Source organism: Brevibacterium sp. ZH18, from assembly GCF_022748595.1.
Taxonomy (GTDB): domain Bacteria; phylum Actinomycetota; class Actinomycetes; order Actinomycetales; family Brevibacteriaceae; genus Brevibacterium.
This window is the reverse complement of the sequence record NZ_JALDSX010000059.1, coordinates 1-20,342: the sequence shown is the minus strand read 5'-3', so window position 1 is coordinate 20,342 and position 20,342 is coordinate 1. Positions and strand designations below refer to the sequence as shown.

Here is a 20,342-nt window from a genome sequence, read left to right as displayed (position 1 = left end):
CGTCGTGTCTATGTCCCCGGGTGAAGAGCCTGGCGGGGAAATTTATGTGAGGCACGACCCTTGGCTACGCGGGGACTATCTATGAGTCTCGTCGGCGGCTCGCGTGAAGCCTTCACCATAGATAGAGTGGGCGAGAGAACGAAGTGCAAATTCGTTCTCACGCCCTGATGGGGATCCTGCAGACGGATCAGTACTTACTTCTTCTTGGGCTTATGAACGACGGTCGTCCGCGGATTGCGGGCGGCCGTCGACATCTTCACAAAGCGTCCAGTGATAGCACTGCGCGCATGTCCCTTCTTAGCCAATCTCAATCCATCTCCCTTCGAGCTAAAATGTAGGCAAAAATTGGGCAGACCGTTCTCGGCTAGCCCAAGTATTCGCATACAGTGCGGGCCTGCCTACCTCTCAAATCGAAGCAAGCAGGCCCGTCACCAGCAGTTTCAGAAGTCCCAGTCGTCGTCTTCCGTGTTCTCGGCCTTGCCGATGACGTAGGACGATCCGGAACCGGAGAAGAAGTCGTGGTTCTCATCGCTGTTGGGTGAGAGAGCCGCGAGGATCGCCGGGTTGACGTCCGTGACCTCCTTCGGGAACATCGCTTCGTAGCCGAGGTTCATGAGCGCCTTGTTGGCGTTGTAGTGGAGGAACTTCTTGCAGTCCTCAGCCAGCCCCACTGAGTCATAGAGCTCATGGGTGTAGGCAACCTCGTTCTCGTAGAGCTCGAACATGAGGTTCATGGTGTAGTCCTTGAGCTCCTGCTTGCGCTCTTCGGACTGCGACTCAAGGCCCTTCTGGTACTTGTAGCCGATGTAGTAGCCGTGGACGGCCTCGTCGCGGATGATGAGGCGGATGAGATCGGCAGTGTTCGTCAGCTTCGCATGCGAGGACCAGTACATCGGCAGGTAGAAGCCCGAGTAGAAGAGGAACGACTCCAGCAGCGTGGAGGCCACCTTGCGCTTGAGCGGATCGTCACCCCGGTAGTAGCTGAGGATGATGTCAGCCTTCGCCTGCAGGTAGGTGTTCTCCCGCGACCAGCGGAACGCCTCGTCGATCTCCTTCGTCGAGCACAGAGTCGAGAAGATCGAGGAGTACGACTTCGCGTGCACACTCTCCATGAACGCGATGTTCGTCATCACTGCCTCTTCGTGCGGGGTCACCGCATCCGGAATCAGCGAGATCGCACCGACAGTGCCCTGGATCGTGTCGAGCAGCGTCAGTCCGGTGAAGACGCGCATCGTCAGCGTCTTCTCCTCAGCTGTCAGCGTCGCCCACGATGGGACGTCGTTGCTCAACGGCACCTTCTCAGGCAGCCAGAAGTTTCCTGTCAGGCGGTCCCAGACGTCGTCGTCGACCGGATCGACGACGCGGTTCCAGTTGATGGCGTCGACGTGCGAGGCCAAAGTCAGATTCTCCAACACTTCCATCTCATTTCTCAGTTGCGGGTACGCCGTGCGTACGAGTGGTCTGCCCAGCAGACAAAGTATGTCCAGTGCCCGAGACCAGGAACGGATCCAGCTCTCGGACTATGAGTTCAGCGGGCCGGTGATCACCGGCCCGCTGAACCAGCAGGTCACAGCATGCAGGAGACGCAGCCGTCGACCTCGGTGCCCTGCAGCGCGAGCTGCCGCAGCCGAATGTAGTAGATGGTCTTGATGCCCTTGCGCCATGCGTAGATCTGCGCCTTGTTGATGTCACGAGTCGTAGCCGTGTCCATGAAGAACAAAGTCAGCGACAGTCCCTGGTCCACGTGCTTCGTGGCCTCGGCATACGTGTCGATGATCTTCTTGTAGCCAATCTCGTACGCATCCTGGTAGTACTCCAGGTTGTCGTTATCCATGAAGGGAGCCGGGTAGTAGACGCGCCCGATCTTTCCCTCCTTGCGGATTTCGATCTTCGAGGCCACCGGGTGGATCGACGAGGTCGAGTTGTTGATGTAGGAGATGGAACCGGTCGGCGGCACGGCCTGCAGGTTCTGGTTGTAGATGCCGTGCTCGGCGACAGCGGACTTCAGCTCGCGCCAGTCGTCCTGAGTCGGGATCGACACACCAGCTTCGGAGAACAGGTCGGCCACACGCTGGGTGCGGGGCTCCCAGACCTCATCCGTGTACTTGTCGAAGTACTCACCTGTGGCGTACTTCGACCGCTCGAATCCGGAGAACGCGGACTTGCGCTCCTTCGCGATCTCCATCGACGCCCGCACGCAGTGGTAGGCGACGGTGTAGAAGTACATGTTCGTGAAGTCGAGGCCTTCATCGGAACCGTAGTAGACGTGCTCACGAGCGAGGTAGCCGTGCAGGTTCATCTGCCCGAGCCCGATCGCGTGCGACATGTCGTTGCCACGGGCGATCGACGGCACGGACTGGATGTCCGAAGTCTCAGCGACAGCGGTGAGTCCGCGGATCGCGGTCTCGATGGTGCGGCCGAAGTCGTCGGAGTCCATCGTCAGCGCGATGTTGAGCGAACCGAGGTTGCAGGAGATGTCCTTGCCCACGACGTCGTAGCCCAGATCGGAGTCGTACTTGCTGGGTTCGGAGACCTGGAGGATCTCGGAGCACAGGTTCGACATGATGATCTTGCCGTCGATCGGGTTCGCCTTGTTCACCGTGTCTTCGAACATGACGTAGGGGTAACCGGACTCGAACTGAATCTCGGCGAGAGTCTGGAAGAACTCGCGAGCGTTGATCTTGTCCTTCTTGATGGACGCGTTGTCCACCATCTCCTCATACTTCTCCGACACATCGATGTCTGAGAAAGGCACACCGTAGACGCGCTCGACGTCGTAGGGGCTGAAGAGGTACATGTCCTCGTTGCGCTTGGCCAGTTCGAAGGTGATGTCTGGAATGACGACACCCAAGGAGAGGGTCTTGATCCGGATCTTCTCGTCGGCGTTCTCACGCTTGGTATCGAGGAACTTGAAGATGTCGGGGTGGTGAGCGTGGAGGTAGACGGCTCCGGCTCCCTGACGCGCACCCAGCTGGTTGGCGTAGGAGAAGGAGTCTTCGAGCAGCTTCATGACCGGGATGACACCGGAGGACTGGTTCTCGATCTTCTTGATCGGGGCGCCGGACTCACGGATGTTCGTCAGCGCGAAGGCGACACCGCCACCGCGCTTGGACAGCTGCAGTGCGGAGTTGATGGAGCGGCCGATCGACTCCATGTTGTCTTCGATGCGCAGCAGGAAGCAGGAGACGAGCTCTCCGCGCTGCTTCTTGCCGGCGTTGAGGAACGTCGGGGTTGCGGGCTGGAACCGTCCGGTGATGATCTCGTCGACGAGCTGAGTCGCGAGGGTCTCGTCACCGCGGGCCAGGAACAGTGCGACCATGACGACGCGGTCCTCGAAGCGTTCGAGGTAGCGCTTGCCGTCAAACGTCTTGAGTGTGTAGGAGGTGTAGAACTTGAAGGCTCCGAGGAAGGTCTGGAACCGGAACTTGGCCGAGTAGGCGCGCTTCGAGAGCTCTTCGATGAAATCGAAGTTGTACTGCTCAAGGACCTCGGGCTCGTAGTAGTCCTTCTCGACGAGGTAGTCGAGCTTCTCCTTGAGGTCATGGAAGAAGACCGTGTTGTTGTTGACGTGCTGCAGGAAGTACTGCCTGGCAGCCTGCTTGTCACGTTCGAACTGGATTCGACCGTCATCGTCATACAGGTTCAACATTGCGTTGAGCGCATGGTAGTCGAGGTCCGTCTCTTCGCGGATGATGTCTTCTACATTGCGGTCTTCAGCGAGCTCGCGCACAGTTTGTCCAATCCTAAATTCACTGCTTCGACGTCCTCCGGGGTTCCGAGGAGTTCGACACGGTACAGCACGGGTACATGGCACTTCGCGGCGACCGTACGGGCCGCCCGACAGTATTCTTCGCCGAAGTTCGTGTTTCCGGCGCCGATGACGCCAACGAGATGGCGACGGTTTGATTCGATATTGAGAAACTTGATCACCTGCTTGGGCACGGCCCCGCGGTTGGGACCCGCCCCGTAGGTGGGAGTCACGAGGACGAATGGTTCATCGATCCTCAACGACTCTTCCTTCGTCAACAGCGGCAGCCGGCGACCCGGGTGCTTGAGTTTGCCGACGAAGCGGTGCGTGTACTCAGAGCTACTGGAATAGTAGACAAGGAGCATGTCAGGCCACGACGGAAACCGTCGTCTGCTCTCCAGCCAGGGTCGCGATCTTGTCCGGACGGAAGCCCGACCAGTGATCGTTGTCCGTGACGACGACGGGAGCCTGCATGTAGCCCATGGCCTTGACGACATCGAGCGCATTCTCATCGACGCTGAGATCGACCGACTTGTACGTCAGGCCCTTGGCATCGAGTGCACGGTAGGTGGCGTTGCATTGGACGCATGCGGGCTTGGTGTACACGGTGATCATGGCGACTCCTCGTTCTGCGCTGTGGCTTCGATTTCTCTGCGGCGGTGTCCGTCGGACCCCTGACTTCAGGCCTTAAGCATGAAGTGCATCACGGGGATTGGGCCCGACTGCGACCACTAGATGTTGTGTTCGAGTACGACCCTACCCCTATATCCAGTGTTACACCAGTGTGATTCGGACCGTCCACACCCTGTGTTTCGTCCGTCCACATTCGTCCACAGGCTGTGAACAACGTCGATGTAGTTCGATCACCTGCGAGGACACTGGCCAGTCGTGTCGAAGTGGTGGTTCGGACACCTTTTCCCACAGCAGTTTTCAACAGCTGTCCACAGGAAAAATTTCTGCCTGTGGGCAATTCGTCGGCGTGTCATGGTGCGCGTGCCACGTGCCCCTCAGCTCCTCTTCTGATCCGTACCCATCACACTATGTGTCGGTACTGACACGAGATCGTCCAGAGTCGTGTCAGGCTCTGCCCATATGCTTGATTCATCAGCCCGTTGAGATTCGAGAGGTCCCCACAATGTCGGCACCGGCGCCCGCCAACACTCAAGAGATTGCGCACGCTCAGACCATCCTGAAGGGCTTGGAATCCTATCTGGACCACTTCGTCGTCGGTCAGCAGCGTCTGCGTGAGAGTCTGCTCATCGGCCTCCTCTCGAACGGCCACCTCCTCCTCGAAAGCGTCCCCGGACTGGCCAAGACGACCGCCGCAGCAGCCCTGGCCAACGCCGTCGACGGGAAGTTCTCCCGCATCCAGTGCACGCCGGACCTGCTGCCTGCCGACATCATCGGCTCACAGATCTACAACGCCCATGAGGGCTCCTTCAACACGGTCTTGGGGCCCGTCCACGCGAACATCGTCCTCCTCGACGAGATCAACCGCTCCTCGGCGAAGACGCAGAGCGCCATGCTCGAAGCGATGCAGGAGAAGCAGACGACGATCGGCGGACAGCGGTTCGAACTCCCCCGCCCTTTCCTCGTCCTTGCCACTCAGAACCCGATCGAGCAGGAAGGCACCTATCAGCTGCCCGAGGCTCAGCTCGACCGCTTCATGATCAAGGATCTGCTGACCCACCCGAGTCCCAATGAGGAGATCGAGATCCTCTCCCGCTTGGACTCAGGGGTCTTCGATCGGGAATCGGTGCCGAAGCCCTCGTGCGACCTCGACGAGGTGGTGACGATGCAGCGCTATGCCCGCACCATCTACATCGATCCCTCGATCACCCGGTACCTCGTCGAGCTCGTGCACGCGACCCGCAACACCCAGAAGTACCTGGGGCGCCTCGCCCCCTTCATCGAGTACGGGGCCAGCCCCCGTGCGTCGATCGCCTTCACCAATGCCGGACGAGCCCTGGCTATGATCCGCGGCCGCAACTACGTCATCCCCGAAGACATCAAGGATCTCGCGCACCGTGTGCTCGCCCATCGCATCCAACTCAACTTCGAGGCGGCAGCGGAGAACATCACGAGCGCGCAGGTCGTCGATGCCCTCCTCATGGCCGTCCCCACTCCGTGATCGGGTGCTGAGATGACTGCTCTGCTCAATCGGATCAAAGCGCGGATGACCATCCACGCTCATCGTCGGACACGTCGGCTCCTCGACGGGGACTACTCTTCTGTCTTCCACGGCCACAGCCTCGACTTCGACGATCTGCGCGACTACATCCCCGGCGATGAGATCCGAGACATCGACTGGAAGGCCACGGCTCGACACTCGAGCCCGCTGGTCAAGCGCTATGTCGCACATCGCAGGCACATTCTCGCCCTCGTCGTCGACACCTCCTGCAACTTCGACGCTGTGACTTCGGCTGGCGTCGACAAACGTCAGCTGGCGATCCTCATGGCCGGAATGGCCGGCTACCTCGCCGTCCGCCACGGAGATGACGTCATGCTCATCCACGGCAACGCCCAGCGCACCACCGCGTCGCGGCGCAAAGGCAGCGAAGCGCACCTGGAGCATCTGCTCCAGCAGATCCTCGCCGAGGCCGGCACCGAGGCCGACGGATCGATCAACGAACAGCTGCAGTGGATCGCCAGCCACATCAACCATCGGATGCTCGTCGTCGTCATCTCCGACCAGGCGCCCCTCGGCCCGAAGGAAGAGGCCACGATCAAACGTCTGCGCGCACAGCACGAGGTCCTGTGGATCACGATCACCGATGCGAATCTTGCGGAGCTGCCGACCGCCTCGGTGCCCCACGACGTCTCCCGGCCATCGGTCGGGCTGCCCACATCCGTGATGGCGAACCCCCGAGTGAGAGCCGAATTCCTCGCCGCCGAGGCGGGGCGGAGGCAGTTCCGGATCGACCTGCTGGCCAAACTCGGGATCTCCCACACCGAGATCGCACATCCGAACCAGGCTCTCGACAACCTCCACACTCTTCTGCTGAGGCATCGCCGTGGGCCCCGCTGAGCTCGTCGGGCCCCTGCAGATCTCGGTCTGGTGGTACGTCGCCGCCGGAGTCGTCCTGCTCGCCGCCCTGCTCAACCTGTTCGCTCCGCTCCTGCGCTTGGCCGCAGGATCCGTAGTGAAGTCCCGACCACGGATCCCGATCCCCGTGCGCAGCACGTACATGACACGGGTCGCCGAGGTGGAGTCGAAGTTGGCCGCAGGCGATGCCGATGTGCGCGACTCCGCCCGGGAGCTCGCGAAGATCGTGCGCGAGTTCGCTCGCGATGCGTGGGGCGTCAAAGCCGAGCATCTGACCTATCGTGATGCTGCCGTGGCTGGTCTCGATGACCTTGCCGAGTCCCTGTCGAGTCTCTACGAGGCGGAGTTCGCCGAAGACGACGCCACGGACCTGCACCCTCAGATCGCCGGTGTCAGGAAGTTGGTGGCCCGATGGTCCTGATGTTCTGGTGGCTCGCGCTCATCCTCCTCGTCCTGGGCGGGGCCGCAGTCTTCTATTTCCGCCGCCCCCGGGGCACGGCATCGTCCTTGGCTGTGGCTCACAGCGGCCGCATGACGAGCCTGCCGAGCTTCCGTCGTGCGATGCGTGCGAAGCTCATCACGACGGCGGCCTTCCTCGGCGTCATCGTCCTCACGGGCCTCTCGACGCTCGTCGGCATCGCCCGGCCGGCCTGGATCGAAACCGTCAACCCGGAGAAGAAGCTGCGCGACGTCATGCTCTGCCTCGATGTCTCGGGGTCCATGCTCGGCTACGATGCGGACCTGCTCGAGGCTTACCAGGAGCTCGTCGACCGCTTCGACGGCGAACGCATCGGCATGACGGTGTTCAACTCGACCGCCGTCTCCGCATTCCCCCTCACCGACGACTACGACATGGTCCAGAACTACTTGGCTGAAGCCGAGGAGGGATTCCGCACCTGGGGCTCGGAGGGCACCGACTACTCGTGGTCGACCTCACCGCCGAACATCGGCGGCTCCTCACTCATCGGCGACGGACTGGTCTCCTGCATCGACAACTTCGACCGCCAGGACGAGGACAGGTCTCGCTCCGTCGTCTTCGCCACCGACAACATGCTCGCCGGTGACCCACTGTTCGAGCTCGACGAAGCTACGAACATCGCCGTCGATTCGAAGGTCAGGGTCTACAGCCTGTCACCCCCGTCGGTTCTCACGAACACTCAGACCAAAGAGCTCAAGTCGGTCTCCGACCGCACCGGCGGCAAGCAGTTCGACATGGGGTCGTCCTCGACGATCGATCGCATCGTCGCCGAGATCCAGAGCCAAGAGGCCGAGAACACTCCTGGCCGTTCCTACACCATCGTCCATGACATGCCCGCCGTTCCGCTGGTGATCGCGGTCTTCGGCCTCGCCGGGGTCTTCGTTCTGGCTTGGAGGACGAAATCATGATCTTCGACCCGCTCTTCACCTGGTTCGGATGGGCCTTCATCGTCATCGCCCTGCTGACCGTGTGCATCATCCCGGCAATACGCGGAGACGGACCGCGCTGGAAGTGGTTCGCCCGCATGGCCGTCGTCGCCGTGCTCGCTCTCGCGTTGGCCCGCCCCGGCATTCCCGTCAAGTCCTCGACGGAGGAGTACGAGGCCGCAGCCGACGTCTACTTCCTCGTCGACACGACGACCTCGATGGCTGCCGAGGACTACGACGGAGACAAGACCCGCCTCGAGGGCGTGAAGAAGGACATGCTCGAACTGGCGAAGCAGTTCCCGGGCACTCGACTGAGCATCATCTCCTTCGCCTCGACAGCCTCGACGGTCATGCCGTTGACCACGGACCATACCGCGTTCGCCTCCGCCGTCGACGTCCTGACCCCGGAGATGTCGGTGAACTCGAACGGGTCGTCGATCACCGAGGCCGGGGCTGAGCTCGACAAACGGATGAAGTCGAATCAGGAGGATCGGCCCGACAACAAGAGCCTCGTCTTCTACTTCGGCGACGGCGAGCAGACCTCGCAGTCACCTGTCGACTCGTGGGCATCGTTCGCTTCGCGCATCGACAGCGGCGCAGTGTTCGGATACGGCACCACCCAAGGCGGGAAGATGAAGGAGCCGCAGCCCTTCGGCTACGGCGGGCAGAGCGACGGCGGTCTCGTCGACCCCGACGGAACCGGCGGAAGTGACGGAACAGCCGGCGCGGACGGTATTGGAGGATCCGGCGGCGACTACATCCGCGACAGCCAGGGCAATCCCGGGATCTCCACGATCGACGAGAAGCACCTCAAACAGCTCGCGGGCGATCTGGGCGTCGACTACCACCATCGTGACGGCAAGGTCTCGATGGCGAATGTGTACACAGCGCCGAAATTCGACCAGACCCTGGTCAAGAAGGACGGACGGGTCACGGTCGACGAGTACTTCTGGGTTCCGCTGCTCCTCGTGTTCGCGTGGATCGCCGTCGAAATGGTATTCGGAGTCCGCGAACTCGTCCGACTGCGCTCCATCCAACCACGCGACCGCAGCGGTTCCACACACTCACGGTCCCGTCGACACCCCCGAGGAGGTCGCTCATGAACCGGCTCGCAAGCACCTGGTCAGGCATGCGCCTGTTGACCCGCGTCAACCTCATCGTCGGCTCTGTCCTCACGCTGATCTTCGCTTACATCGCGGTGACTGTGTACTTCGGCGCGATGTCGCAGATCCGATACGACTCCAATGACTTTCCCGGAGCGAAGAAGGCATCGACGGCGTTTCTCACCCTCAGCCCCATCGAACGTCACATCGGGTACTACAACCGCGGCACCGCCGAGGCGGCTGTGGGCAGCTACGAGCCCGCACAGGAGGATCTCGAGTCCGCGCTCGACATCGTTCCCACGCGTGATGAATGCGCGGTGCGGATCAACTTGTCGTATGTCTACGAGAAGCTCGCTGATCAGGTGGCCGATCAGGATCCCGACCAGTCGGACGAACTCTACGATCAGTCTCTGCAGACGCTCAACGACGCACCGGAGGAATGCCAGCCGAAGAAGAGCGAAGAGAAGCACAAGAGCGACGAGGCGAAGAAACGCGTCGAAGACAAGAAGGAAGGTCAGAAGTCCAAGGGCAAGGGCTCCGAGGGCGACGATTCGAAAGACTCCACAGGCTCCGAAGGAGACGACCAGAAGAAGGACGGCAACTCCGGAGACGATTCGAAGGACAAGGGGCAGAATTCCGGAGACGAGGATTCGAAGAAGTCCGACGGCTCGGGAGAGAAGTCGGAAGCGGAGAAGAAGCGCGACGAACTGCAGAAACGAGGCGAGGAGTCCGACCGCCAGCAGCGTCAGCAGGGCCCTGGCGGCGACGGCGGCCGCTCGACACCCGACAAGCCGTGGTGACCAAGTTCGGCTGGCCCCAGCCAGACCCTGGTGATGTCGGCCGTGGGATCATGAGTCCATGATCTCTGCGGATTCTGCCTCTGACTCCTCGTCCACACCTCACCTGCGAGCGTCGCTGGAGACGTTCCCGCCCTACGTTCCGGGGAAGCCGCCTCGGCGGGTCGAGGGTCTGACTCCGTTCAAACTCTCCTCGAACGAGAACTATCTGGAGCCGCTGCCTGCAGTGATCGACGCGATGGTCGCGCATGCGAAGGATCCTGCTCTATACCCCGACGATGCGGCATCGGCACTGCGGACCGAGCTGGCCCAGCGATTGGGTGTCGGCATCGATGAGCTCGTCGTGACCACCGGTGCCAGTGAGCTACTCGTAGCACTGACGCAGATCACCTCGGATGCCACGACTGAGGCAATCTACCCTTGGCCGTCATTCGAGATGTATCCGCAGACGACCGGCCTGGCGGGGGCGAAGCGGATCGAGGTGCCCGTGACCTCTGAGGGCAGGCACGACCTGGACGCGATGGCCGCGGCGATCACGGAGAAGACGAGCCTCATCATCCTCTGCTCACCGAACAATCCGACGGGCCCGGCTCTGCGCGACGACGAAGTGCGTGAGTTCCTGCAGGCGGTGCCCTCTCACATACTCGTCGCACTCGATGAGGCCTATTGGGAGTTCGCCACAGCCGAGGGCGTCGTCCGCGGCCTCGACCTCGTCGCGGATCATCCCAATGTCGTCCTCCTGCGCACATTCTCGAAGGCGCACGGCCTCGCGGGGCTGCGAATCGGATACGCCGTTGCCCACGAACCCGTGATCCAAGGACTGCTCAAAGCTGTGATCCCCTTCGGCGTCACCGATTTGAGCCAGGCCGCGGCCCTGGAGTCTCTGCGCCATTGGGACGAGGTCCTCGACCGAGCCCGGAACATCGCAGGGGTACGCGATTCCTTCGCGCAGGCCCTGCGCGATCAGGGATGGGATGTGCCCGAAGCGCAGGCGAACTTCGTGTGGCTGCCTTTGGTCGAGCTGTCCTCGGCATTCGAAGACGCCTGCGTCGAACAGGCGGTGGCGGTGCGCAACCTCGGTGCGGGGGTGCGCATCAGCATCGGCGAGCAGGAGGCCCTCGACCGGGTGCTCAGTGCTGCTGCGGACTTCCGCGCCCAGCACTTCGGCTGATCGCCCAGCACTTCGGCTGACCAGAGCAGCACTTCAGCTGATCGCTCAGCCCTCAGCTGACCAGAGCAGCTGACCCGATCAGCCGGCCAGAGCAGCTGGTCACGGCAACTGGTCATGATCGCCGGTCACATCTCAGCGAGCTCGAGGGCGAGCGCGACGGCCTGGACCGATTCCGAACGGGAGAGGTCCCTGTCCAAAATCTTCTCGATCTTGGCCATGCGCGCTCGCACCGTGTGGCGGTGAATGCCAAGGTCAGTCGCAACCGTGTCCCGCACTCCTCCAGCGGCGATGAAGGCTCGCAGCGTCAGCAGCAGATCCTGCCCGTCCTTCGCCGCGAGCAGTCCGCCCAGGATCCGGTCGGTGAAGCGCCGTGCCGCTGATTCGTCGATCGATGACAGCAGTGCTCGCACATCCGAATTCGAAGCCTCGTGCTGTGTTCGCCACACCGTCCAGGTGTGATGGACCTGGCTGAGCGGGATCATCTTCGCGAACAGTTCGTCGAGCCCGGTCACCTCGGCGACGCGGTCGACCAGCGTGGCCGGATCTGCCTCATCTTCGACCTGTGCAGACTCACCCATGTGAACGACTCCGAGAGTCGATCCTGCGCGGGCCAGAAGCGTCGCCTCTCCGAGATCCTCCAGCAGCGCTTCCGGCCCATCACCGCGGACTCCCCCGAACACCGTGAATTTCACCCGGGACACCGGAGCGGTTCCTGTTCGTTCTCTCCATTCGGCCCTTGCCTCGGCAGTGGTCATTGGGGATGCGAACAGCTGTGATTCCTCTCGCCGAGGTGGGTCCTCGGACACACTGAGACCGAGCAGTGCCGCTGCTGTCGAGAGCAGAAGGGAACGGGTGCGGGGACTTCCGGCAGCCTCGGCGGGGGCGAGAATCCATCCGCGCACCTGGCCGTCGCCGACGGGCACCGCCTCGACGATTCCGTTCTCCATACGCAGCAGCCGCGGAGCCAGAGAGGGTTTGAGCGACTCGGCGATGAGCTCCCGGCGCACAGGCGCGGGTGCATCGCCTCCGACCGAGCCCACACTGCTCAAGCCCGCAGCAGACAGGCTCGCGCCGGCCAGGCCCGCGGCAGTCGGTCCCGCGCCAGTCCGTCCTATGTCAGTCGGTCCCGCGCCGATCAGACTCCGGCCGGTGGGTGAGACGAACTGGATGCCGGCGGCCAGGGTCTCGGCGAGGTCGCGCACGAGCGCGGCGGGACCCTGCTGCGTCAGTTCCGTGGCGAAACGCCTGCCCGCGCTGCTGGCCCGGGTCAGCTCCCGGTTGGTCTCCTCCTCACGCATCCGGGTGAAGGCGTCGACGACAGCAATGAATGGAACGGGCTCGGGCACACCGAATAGTGCCAGCTCGTGCTCTCTCGCATGTGAGATGAGAGTAGGCGGAATCGCCTGTGAGGGAAGGTCGCTGCCGAGCCCGATCCCCAGTGCGTGGATCCCGGCCACCTTCAGCCGGGCGACATAGTCACCGACGGTATCGGCACTGAGGTCCTGGCCGACGCCGATCGTGAGGAGGACTTCTCCGCCGGCGAGCCATTCGTCGACTTCGGGGAGTTCCGAAGAGTGGACGATGGTGATGGCTGCGTCCCTGGCACCTGGCGGATCGACGACGATCTCGAGGTCGAGTTCGCTGCGTGCCCAAAGCTGTCCCAAGGTGACCATGAGAGCCATCTTATCCAGAGCGTCTATCGGTTTTCACAAACAGTCCATTCTGGATATCTGTGACGGGGGCGACACGTCTTAGGCTGGGGCCATCGCACACGAAGAAGCCATCACACACTACATAGGAGAGTCAATGCCGTCTCAACCCCTGGGTCCAGCCGACTACAGCAAAACACCGCGCTACGCAGGTCCCCCGACCTTCGGACTGCTGCCCCGCATCGACGAGGTCGAAGCCCAGCGTCCCGGCGAGAAGATCGATGTCAAGGTCATCGGCATCCCCTTCGACGCCGGCGTCAGCTACCGTCCGGGCGCTCGCTTCGGGCCCGCGCACATCCGCCAGTCGTCGAAGCTCCTGCGCCCCTACAACCAGGCAACGAACGTCCACCCCTTCACCTGGCAGCAAGTCGCTGACTGCGGTGACTTAGGTGTAAACCCCTTCGACATCGAAGAGGCCATCACCACGGTCGAAGCCAATGCCGATGAGATGCGCGCCGATGGGGCGAAGCTGCTCACGCTCGGCGGCGACCACACCCTGGCACTGCCGAATCTGCGGTCACTGCACAAGACGCACGGCAAGATCGCCGTCCTCCACTTCGACGCCCACCTCGACACCTGGGACACGTACTTCGGAGCCCCATACACGCACGGGACTCCTTTCCGTCGCGCCAGCGAAGAAGGCCTGCTCGACCTCGAGTCGTGCATGCACGTGGGCATCCGCGGACCGCTCTACGGCAAGAAGGACCTCGAAGACGACGCCGTGCTCGGCTTCCAGATCATCCGCAGCGACGAGTACCAGTTCACCTCGGTCCAGGAAGTCGTGGCGCGGATCCGCAAGCGCCTCGGCGATGCCCCCGTCTACCTCTCGGTCGACATCGACGTCCTCGATCCTGCTGCAGCACCCGGAACCGGCACCCCCGAAGCCGGCGGCATGACCAGTCGTGAACTGCTCAACTCGATCCGGGGACTGCAGGGACTCAACGTCATCGGCGGCGAGATCGTCGAGGTCGCCCCGGCCTACGACCACGCCGAGATCACCGGTCTGGCCGCAGCCCACGTCGGCTACGAGATGCTCTCCCTCTGGGCCGCCGAAGCCAACGGCCTCACCGAGCCTTCGGGCCCCAGCGGCGACGCCCTCGGAGTCTGAGATGACATCACAGGCAGAGAAAACCCCGGAGGCCGAGCCATTCCGCAATGGTGGTCGTGCGGTCGTCGCAACCCTGGCCGCCCACGGCGTCGACACCATCTTCGGCATCCCCGGCACCCACAACCTCGAGTTCTACCGGCACCTGCCCGAATTCGGAATCACGGCGGTCACGCCTCGTCACGAACAGGGCGCCGGCTATGGAGCTGACGGCTACTTCCTCGTCTCCGGCAAGCCGGGAGTCGTCATCACCACCTCCGGTCCCGGCCTGACCAACGTCATCACAGCAGCGGCGACCGCATACGCGGAGTCGCGGCCGATGCTCATCCTCTCCCCCGGTGTCCCCACCGGACTGGAACGCGCTGACCTCGGCATGCTCCACGAGACGAAGGACTCGTCCGGGGCGCTGACTCACCTGCTCGTGTCCTCCCAGCGCACGCGCACTGCCGAAGGTGCTGCGCAGGCCGTCGCCGAGGCGTTCGCCATGTTCGCCTCATCCCGTCCGGGACCCGTGCACATCGAGGTTCCCCTCGACGTTCTCGAAGGCGCGTGGAACGGCAGTGTTCCCACTCCGATCCCGGGCCGACGTCCTGGACTCGACGCTCATGTGATCGGCCAGGCAGCCCGGGCGCTACACGGGGCTGTCCGACCGTTCGTTGTCGCCGGTGGCGGTGCTCGTCGAGCCGGCGCCGACGTCAGAGCCTTCGCTGAAGCTCTGGACGCACCCGTGGCCACGACAGCCAACGGCAAAGGCATTCTGCCGGAAGACCATGCTCTGTCATTGGGCTCGAACGTGCGCTTCCCCAGCGTCCAAGCTGAATCCGCCGCGGCCGACGTCATCGTCGTGCTCGGCTCAGAACTCGCCGACTCCGACCTCTGGGGCGGGCACATCGGCGCTCAAACAGCCCCTGGCGTGCGGGATCGGACGGCCTCCCAGGTCGTCATCCGCTGCGACATCGACCCTGATCAGCTGAACAAGAACCTGCGCGGCGACATCCTCGCGTGCGCCGATGTCGGCGAATTCCTCACCGCGCTCATGGCGGAGCTGGGCACACCTGGCACGAGCGAGCTCGCGCCGACGGCCGCCTCGTCGGCATCGGCCCGGGACGGTGCGGCCGCCTCGTCGGCATCCGACGAGAACGGAACACCAGCCTCGGCGCCGGTATCCGACGACAACGGCACCGAGCGCGTCGCTGCGATCAGGGAATCGTGGGGCTCTGACTTCGACTTCGATTCGATCGGGGCACGCGTGACTCGACTCGTCGAGCAGGGAGCTGGACCCTCCGTCGTCATCGCCGGGGACTCGTCCCAGGTCACATACGACGGGTCGGTCCACGCGCTCACGGCGAGCACGCCTGACCAGCTGCTCTACATGCCAGGCTTCGCGACGTTGGGTTACGGCATCCCCGCGGCACTCGGGGCGAAGGTCGCCGAGCGCGACCGTCCGGTCGTGTGCATCCTCGGCGACGGGGCCGCCATGTTCTCCATCCAGGAGCTCATGACAGCATCCGAGCTGGGCCTGGGCATCCCCTTCGTCATCGTCGATAACGGTGGGTACGCGGAGATCGAGGCGCAGATGGTCGACCGGGACATCGAACCCTTCGCCGTCAGGCTCGCGCGTCCCGACTTCGCGAAACTCGGCGAAGCGATGGGCGGATCCGGGGTCACGATCGCAGAATCGGACATCGATGCGCAGCTGCCGTCGGCCGTCGCCGAGGCGCTCGAACGCACCGTACCCACCACCATTCACATCACCGTCGGGTCGCAATCACCCGCATGACCGGTTGCTCGGGCAACCTCAATAGGAAAGGGTCGACGTGGACTCTCTAGTTGTCATCATCTACCTCGCCGCCATGGTGGGATTCGGAATCTGGGGCCGGTTCAAGGCAAAGAACCAGGACGATTTCCTCGTTGCCGGCCGCCGCCTGGGCGGCTGGCTGTACACGGGCACGATGTCCGCGGTCGTCCTCGGCGGGGCCTCGACGATCGGCGGAGTCGGCCTCGGCTACACGTCGGGACTGTCGGGGATGTGGCTCGTGTTCAGCATCGGGCTGGGCATCATCATCCTGTCGCTGTTCTTCGCGCCGAGGATCCAGAAGCTCGAGATCTACACGGTCTCGCAGATGTTGGAGCTGCGCTACGGCAAGGGCTCGCGACTGGTCTCGGGCGCGATCATGACCGCGTACGGTCTCATGATCTCGACGACGTCGACCGTGGCCTACGCAACGATCTTCCATGCACTGTTCGACCTCAACAAGTTCTGGTCGGTGCTCATCGGCGGCGGCATCGTCATTCTCTACTCGATGCTCGGCGGAATGTGGTCGATCACGCTGACCGACTTCGTCCAGTTCTTCATCCAGACCGTCGGCATCTTCCTCATCATGTTGCCGATAGTGCTCAGCAAGTCCGGCGGAGTCACTGAGCTCTTCACCAGCCTGCCTGCCGAGCAGACAAGCGTCACCGGCATCGGGTGGCAGGCAATCCTCGGATACATCCTCATCTACACGCTCGGCCTGCTCATCGGCCAGGACATCTGGCAGCGTGTGTTCACCGCCCGCAGCCCGGGAGTGGCCAAGTGGGGCGGCCTCTCCGCTGGCATCTACTGCCTGCTCTACGCCGTTGCCGGTGCTCTCATCGGCATGGCAGCGACGAAGATCGTGCCGGGCATCGACGTGGCCGACGACGTGTTCGTCGCCGTCGTCGACGCCGCCATGTCGCCGCTGCTGGGCGGTTTCGTGCTCGCCGCTGCTTTGGCGGCCATGATGTCCACGGCATCGGGATCACTCATGGCAGCATCGACCGTGTGCCGTCAGGACATCGTCGAACCGTTGCTGGCCCGCAAGGACATACTGCCGGTCACGGCCGACAGTGTCGCCGGGAGCGGGGCTGAGTCTCTTCGCGACCGCTCGGCTGCGGCCTCTGGCGAAACTGTTGGTGGAACTGTTGGCGATGACTCCGACGGGGCAAACGGCCCCGGGACGACGTCGACGCTTGTGCGTTCGCTGGTCCGCGAGACCGGCGACGAGATTCGTGACTCCCGCATCTACCTCATCGGGCTCGGCGTCGTCACGCTGGCGCTGGCGATGATCATGCCCAGCGTCGTCGAGGCGCTGACCGTGGCGTACAACCTGCTGGTGGCGGGGCTGTTCATCCCCATCCTCGGCGGTCTGATCTTCAAACGCGGCACCATCGTCGGCGTCATGGCCGGAATGATCCTCGGTGCGCTGACGACGATCGTCATCATGATCACGCTGGGCATCTACTCGAATGAGGCCATCTACCTGGGTCTCATCGCCTCGCTGCTGGGCTACGTCATCGGCTCGCTCGTGTCGAAGCCGACATCACCGGAGATCATGGCCGCATGGAAGGAACGCCTGAACCGGTAGGGCCTAGCAACGGTAGGCCTTGAACCGACAGGGCCTGAACCGCTGGGTCCTTCGAGCCAGAGCGGGCTGGTCGTTCGAGTCTGCACCGATGAGGTGCTCAGCTTGGACGATCGGCCCGCTTTCGCCTATATTCGATGATGTCAGGCCGGTATCAACGACAGATCCGGTTGCTGCCGATCAAGCCGGTGCTCGAAAAAGGAGCACGAAGCCGCGGGACCCGCGTGTGAGACATATATGGATCGTTCTTCCATATCTCATCAGCGATTGGTCTCTCATGGCTCACACTTCGGCGCATGTCGCCTCCACCCTCGCCCGCCACATCGACGAAGTCTTCGGACTCATGGGCAATGGCAACGCCTACTTCCTCGACGCTCTGCTCACCTCCACCTCGGCGAACTACACCGCGGTTCGCCATGAAGCCGGTGCCGTCGTCGCCGCCGATGCGCACTTCCGGACCTCCGGTCGGATCGCCGCGGCTACCACCACCTATGGTGCCGGGTTCACGAACACGCTCACGGCCCTCGCCGAGGCGGCCCAAGCCAAGGTTCCACTCGTCCTCGTCGTCGGTGATGAGCCGACATCCGGTCCGCGCCCGTGGGACGTCGATCAGATCGCCATGGCCTCGGCCGTGGGCGTGCGGACCTATACCGTCGGACGCGTCGATGCGGCGGCGGCAACCGTGACCGCGATCGAGCATGCTCTGACCTATCGCGTGCCTGTGGTCCTCGCGATCCCCTACGATGTCGCAACCCTCGACATCGGCGACATCCCGGAGGTGCCGGGACCCGGACGGCCCGCTCCTTTGGCGCCGACATCCGAGTTCGCGCAAACCTCGCTGGATCGTCTGACGGCTGCCCTCTCCGAGGCGGAACGGCCACTCCTGCTGGCCGGTCGAGGCGCGTGGTTGGCAGGTGCAGAAGTCGAACTCGGCGCCCTGGCTAAGGCCACCGGGGCGTTGACGGTCACCACTGCGCTGGGCCGCAACGTCTTCCCGGGCTCTGAGTACGACCTGGGCGTGGCCGGAGGCTTCGGTGCCCCTGAGGCCATGGAGCGAATCCGTGAGGCAGACGTCGCCGTCGTCTTCGGCGCTTCGCTCAATCAGTTCACGATGCGCTTCGGTGAGCTGTTCCACCCATCGACTGCGGTGTGGCAGATCGACACCGATGATCGGGCCACGAATGCCCGGGTCGGCGGTTTCATCCGCAGTGATGTGAAGCTTGCTGCGGGCGAGTTGGTCTCTCGACTGGAGGCCGTTGGAGCGGATGCGAGCGGGTGGCGCGAGACCGTGGATACGGCCGCCGACCGGGCCTACGAAATGCGCACGGAATTTGCCGAGGATGGTCGCCTGGACCCACGTGCTGCCGCTGCACGACTCGGCGAGCTGATGCCAGAGGACCGAGTCGTAGTCTCCGACGGCGGTCACTTCATCGCGTGGGCGAATATGTTCTGGGAGCCCAGCGCACCCGACCGTCTGGCGATGGTCGGCACTGCGTTCCAGTCGATCGGTCTCGGATGGCACAGCGTTGCAGGAGCGGCACGCGCCAATCAGGATTCGACGATCGTTCTCACCACTGGCGACGGGGGCGGTGCCATGGCTCTGTCCGACCTCGACACCGCAATCCGTTCAGCAGGCGGTCGGGGCATGGCTGTTGTGTTCAACGACGCTGCCTATGGCGCCGAGGTGAACCTGTACGGCCTCAAGGGATTGAATAAGGCACCGATGCTCATCGATGAGATCGACTTCGCGGCTCTGGGCAGCGCTGCCGGAGGACAGGGTGTTGCCGTTCGCTCACTGGCCGACCTCGAGGTGGTCAACGAGTGGAAGAAGACTCCGGTCAACGAACGGAAGTTCCTGGTCCTCGACCTGCGCATCTCGGGCGCGGTCATTGCGCCATATCAGGAAGAAGTCATTCGCGTGAACTCGTAGGGGTCGAAGATCCTCGGTCGTTCCAGACCATCCGGCGTAGAGTCTGCTGAGAGCCCAGTGCAGAACAACGTCGTCGCCACGGTACGGTCGACTTCAGCGCTGGAAATCGCGCTGCTCTCCTAAGATGGAATGTTCACAGACGTCTCGCAGAAGATGGAACATTCATGACAGCTGATTTGGGGCACTTCCTTTCATCCTTGCTGACAGCCAAGGACGCGGCACTGGCTATGCAGGCGGCTGTTAAACACGTCAGTGCCGCGCTGCGGTGTGACGTTTCTTGGACCGGAATGATTGAAACGGATGATCAGCTCCACATGGGCGCTCACCATGGCCTGAGAACGCCAGAGATGTCTGGTAACTGGTGTCTGGCCGTGGGCGACGGGATCGGCGGACGAGCCGCATCGCTTGCTCGCACACAGAAGAGCAGCAACTACCTGCACGACTCACGCCGAGTACCCGCCAAACGCCTGATCGACAATGAGAAGATCGCTACTGTCGTTGTCACTCCGCTCATGACCGCAGAGGTGCCCGTCGGAGTACTTTACGCCGCACATCGGCAGCTGCGGGCATGGTCCCCGCAAGATCTACAGCTCCTCGAGTCGATCGGTCACTACCTGTCATTACGTTTGGAACAGCTGGGTCTGAATTCTCACTCCGAGTCCACCTTGCAGGACTACAAGAAGAAGGTCGCTGCCGCGGATTCGGCACTGCGCGCGTCGACCGACTTGATCGAACTGCTGAGGAATACCAATGAAACTGATCGAACCCTTGACGTCTTCGCCACAGCTCTCAATACCCGAGTAGAACTTCACGATCAGAATGAGCTGACGCTCTATGCCTCTGGTCCAGATGAGACTAGGGCATGTCTCCTTTATTGGCGGAGCCATGTCAGGATCGCGCTGATCACGACGGCCGCTCGATAGGTGATGGCGAGCTTGTCGTATCT

The 20,342-nt window shown here is 62.8% G+C and carries 17 protein-coding genes; 12 read left to right on the top strand and 5 right to left on the bottom strand.

Translation table 11 applies throughout. The features are described from left to right. Positions 1–440 precede the first annotated feature (440 nt). The 4 genes from nrdF to nrdH all read right to left on the bottom strand — a co-directional run bounded on the left by nrdF (position 441) and on the right by nrdH (position 4,363). A complete protein-coding gene (gene nrdF, locus MPN20_RS15545) occupies positions 441–1,415 on the bottom strand; it encodes a class 1b ribonucleoside-diphosphate reductase subunit beta (protein ID WP_242783606.1) in 975 nt (324 codons plus the stop codon). Between the two features lie 152 nt (positions 1,416–1,567). Next, positions 1,568–3,694, bottom strand: coding sequence for a class 1b ribonucleoside-diphosphate reductase subunit alpha (gene nrdE / locus MPN20_RS15540; RefSeq protein ID WP_242783608.1), 2,127 nt, complete (start codon positions 3,692–3,694; stop codon positions 1,568–1,570). 5 nt (positions 3,695–3,699) lie between these two features. Continuing rightward, the gene (gene nrdI, locus MPN20_RS15535; RefSeq protein ID WP_242783604.1) at positions 3,700–4,113 is read right to left on the bottom strand and encodes a class Ib ribonucleoside-diphosphate reductase assembly flavoprotein NrdI; all 414 of its coding nucleotides are present in this window, start codon (positions 4,111–4,113) and stop codon (positions 3,700–3,702) included. A gap of 1 nt (position 4,114) precedes the next feature. After that, positions 4,115–4,363 (bottom strand): glutaredoxin-like protein NrdH, encoded by a 249-nt coding sequence (gene nrdH / locus MPN20_RS15530; RefSeq protein ID WP_242783602.1) that lies wholly within the window; start codon positions 4,361–4,363, stop codon positions 4,115–4,117. Between the two features lie 520 nt (positions 4,364–4,883). On the opposite strand from nrdH, the gene MPN20_RS15525 reads away from it, so the two are divergent. From MPN20_RS15525 to MPN20_RS15495, 7 genes are read left to right on the top strand one after another with little or no spacing between them, the layout of a single operon-like run. Next, positions 4,884–5,879: a MoxR family ATPase gene (locus tag MPN20_RS15525; RefSeq protein ID WP_242783600.1), complete on the top strand. Its 996-nt coding sequence runs from the start codon at positions 4,884–4,886 to the stop codon at positions 5,877–5,879. 12 nt (positions 5,880–5,891) lie between these two features. Beyond that, entirely contained in the window at positions 5,892–6,776 is an 885-nt protein-coding gene (locus tag MPN20_RS15520; protein ID WP_242783598.1) for a DUF58 domain-containing protein, read from the top strand. After that, on the top strand, positions 6,763–7,215 hold the full coding sequence (locus MPN20_RS15515; RefSeq protein ID WP_242783596.1) for a hypothetical protein: 453 nt from the start codon (positions 6,763–6,765) through the stop codon (positions 7,213–7,215). Before MPN20_RS15520 ends, MPN20_RS15515 begins: the two co-directional genes overlap by 14 nt. Continuing rightward, positions 7,206–8,180: a VWA domain-containing protein gene (locus MPN20_RS15510; RefSeq protein WP_242783594.1), complete on the top strand. Its 975-nt coding sequence runs from the start codon at positions 7,206–7,208 to the stop codon at positions 8,178–8,180. Before MPN20_RS15515 ends, MPN20_RS15510 begins: the two co-directional genes overlap by 10 nt. Beyond that, complete coding sequence (locus tag MPN20_RS15505) at positions 8,177–9,301, top strand: VWA domain-containing protein (RefSeq protein ID WP_242783592.1); 1,125 nt, start codon at positions 8,177–8,179, stop codon at positions 9,299–9,301. The genes MPN20_RS15510 and MPN20_RS15505 overlap by 4 nt, the downstream gene beginning before the upstream one ends. After that, entirely contained in the window at positions 9,298–10,101 is an 804-nt protein-coding gene (locus MPN20_RS15500; protein WP_242783590.1) for a hypothetical protein, read from the top strand. The genes MPN20_RS15505 and MPN20_RS15500 overlap by 4 nt, the downstream gene beginning before the upstream one ends. A gap of 58 nt (positions 10,102–10,159) precedes the next feature. Continuing rightward, a complete protein-coding gene (locus MPN20_RS15495; RefSeq protein WP_242783588.1) occupies positions 10,160–11,269 on the top strand; it encodes a histidinol-phosphate transaminase in 1,110 nt (369 codons plus the stop codon). Positions 11,270–11,394: 125 nt separating this feature from the next. Here MPN20_RS15495 and MPN20_RS15490 read toward each other — a convergent pair whose 3' ends face one another. Continuing rightward, entirely contained in the window at positions 11,395–12,942 is a 1,548-nt protein-coding gene (locus tag MPN20_RS15490; RefSeq protein ID WP_242783586.1) for a PucR family transcriptional regulator, read from the bottom strand. Positions 12,943–13,075: 133 nt separating this feature from the next. Between MPN20_RS15490 and speB the strand changes: the two genes are divergently transcribed. The 5 genes from speB to MPN20_RS15465 all read left to right on the top strand — a co-directional run bounded on the left by speB (position 13,076) and on the right by MPN20_RS15465 (position 20,319). Further along, entirely contained in the window at positions 13,076–14,086 is a 1,011-nt protein-coding gene (gene speB / locus MPN20_RS15485; RefSeq protein WP_242783584.1) for an agmatinase, read from the top strand. A gap of 1 nt (position 14,087) precedes the next feature. Then, entirely contained in the window at positions 14,088–15,863 is a 1,776-nt protein-coding gene (locus tag MPN20_RS15480; RefSeq protein ID WP_242783582.1) for a thiamine pyrophosphate-binding protein, read from the top strand. Positions 15,864–15,900: 37 nt separating this feature from the next. Continuing rightward, the gene (locus tag MPN20_RS15475) at positions 15,901–17,469 is read left to right on the top strand and encodes a sodium:solute symporter (RefSeq protein WP_242783579.1); all 1,569 of its coding nucleotides are present in this window, start codon (positions 15,901–15,903) and stop codon (positions 17,467–17,469) included. 274 nt (positions 17,470–17,743) lie between these two features. Beyond that, complete coding sequence (locus MPN20_RS15470) at positions 17,744–19,396, top strand: thiamine pyrophosphate-binding protein (protein ID WP_242783577.1); 1,653 nt, start codon at positions 17,744–17,746, stop codon at positions 19,394–19,396. A gap of 164 nt (positions 19,397–19,560) precedes the next feature. Further along, positions 19,561–20,319, top strand: a complete 759-nt coding sequence (locus tag MPN20_RS15465) for a GAF domain-containing protein (RefSeq protein WP_347566841.1) — start codon at positions 19,561–19,563, stop codon at positions 20,317–20,319. Positions 20,320–20,342 lie beyond the last annotated feature (23 nt).

What these genes read in the sequence shown, in the direction of transcription:
- nrdI (WP_242783604.1), bottom strand. Translation starts at nt 4,113, where the DNA reads ATGCTCCTTGTCTACTATTCCAGTAGCTCTGAGTACACGCACCGCTTC.
- nrdH (WP_242783602.1), bottom strand. Translation starts at nt 4,363, where the DNA reads ATGATCACCGTGTACACCAAGCCCGCATGCGTCCAATGCAACGCCACC.
- MPN20_RS15525 (WP_242783600.1), top strand. Translation starts at nt 4,884, where the DNA reads ATGTCGGCACCGGCGCCCGCCAACACTCAAGAGATTGCGCACGCTCAG.
- MPN20_RS15520 (WP_242783598.1), top strand. Translation starts at nt 5,892, where the DNA reads ATGACTGCTCTGCTCAATCGGATCAAAGCGCGGATGACCATCCACGCT.
- MPN20_RS15510 (WP_242783594.1), top strand. Translation starts at nt 7,206, where the DNA reads ATGGTCCTGATGTTCTGGTGGCTCGCGCTCATCCTCCTCGTCCTGGGC.
- MPN20_RS15505 (WP_242783592.1), top strand. Translation starts at nt 8,177, where the DNA reads ATGATCTTCGACCCGCTCTTCACCTGGTTCGGATGGGCCTTCATCGTC.
- MPN20_RS15500 (WP_242783590.1), top strand. Translation starts at nt 9,298, where the DNA reads ATGAACCGGCTCGCAAGCACCTGGTCAGGCATGCGCCTGTTGACCCGC.
- MPN20_RS15495 (WP_242783588.1), top strand. Translation starts at nt 10,160, where the DNA reads ATGATCTCTGCGGATTCTGCCTCTGACTCCTCGTCCACACCTCACCTG.
- MPN20_RS15490 (WP_242783586.1), bottom strand. Translation starts at nt 12,942, where the DNA reads ATGGTCACCTTGGGACAGCTTTGGGCACGCAGCGAACTCGACCTCGAG.
- speB (WP_242783584.1), top strand. Translation starts at nt 13,076, where the DNA reads ATGCCGTCTCAACCCCTGGGTCCAGCCGACTACAGCAAAACACCGCGC.
- MPN20_RS15480 (WP_242783582.1), top strand. Translation starts at nt 14,088, where the DNA reads ATGACATCACAGGCAGAGAAAACCCCGGAGGCCGAGCCATTCCGCAAT.
- MPN20_RS15470 (WP_242783577.1), top strand. Translation starts at nt 17,744, where the DNA reads ATGGCTCACACTTCGGCGCATGTCGCCTCCACCCTCGCCCGCCACATC.
- MPN20_RS15465 (WP_347566841.1), top strand. Translation starts at nt 19,561, where the DNA reads ATGACAGCTGATTTGGGGCACTTCCTTTCATCCTTGCTGACAGCCAAG.